Origin of the sequence: Dickeya sp. CFBP 2040, assembly GCF_012273755.1 — a bacterium.
Lineage (GTDB): Bacteria > Pseudomonadota > Gammaproteobacteria > Enterobacterales > Enterobacteriaceae > Dickeya > Dickeya poaceiphila.
This window is the reverse complement of sequence record NZ_JAAVXH010000118.1, coordinates 1-303: the sequence shown is the minus strand read 5'-3', so window position 1 is coordinate 303 and position 303 is coordinate 1. Positions and strand designations below refer to the sequence as shown.

The following is a 303-nucleotide window of genomic DNA, read 5'->3' as shown; positions in this document are numbered from 1 at the left end:
GTCGTGGCGACGCAAGTGGGACAATCTGTCAGCGTACTTCCGCTATCCGGCAAATATCCGCAAAGTCATTTACACCACAAATGCTATCGAATCGGTGCACAGACAGTTCAGGAAGCTGACCAAAACCAAAGGTGCTTTCCCGAATGAAAACAGTCTGTTGAAGCTGCTTTATCTGGGGCTGATGAACGCACAGGAAAAATGGACAATGCCCATCCAGAGCTGGAATTTGACATTGTCACAGTTGGCCATTTATTTTGAAGGGCGACTAAATAACGTGATGACGCTGTAGAATTTTTAACGTGA

General features: G+C 45.9%; 1 protein-coding gene. It reads left to right on the top strand.

Annotation, left to right across the window (positions count from 1 at the left end):
- A partial coding sequence (locus tag Dpoa2040_RS17745) for a transposase (RefSeq protein WP_168642096.1) occupies window positions 1-289 on the top strand: 289 nt, incomplete at its 5' end.
- Window positions 290-303 lie beyond the last annotated feature (14 nt).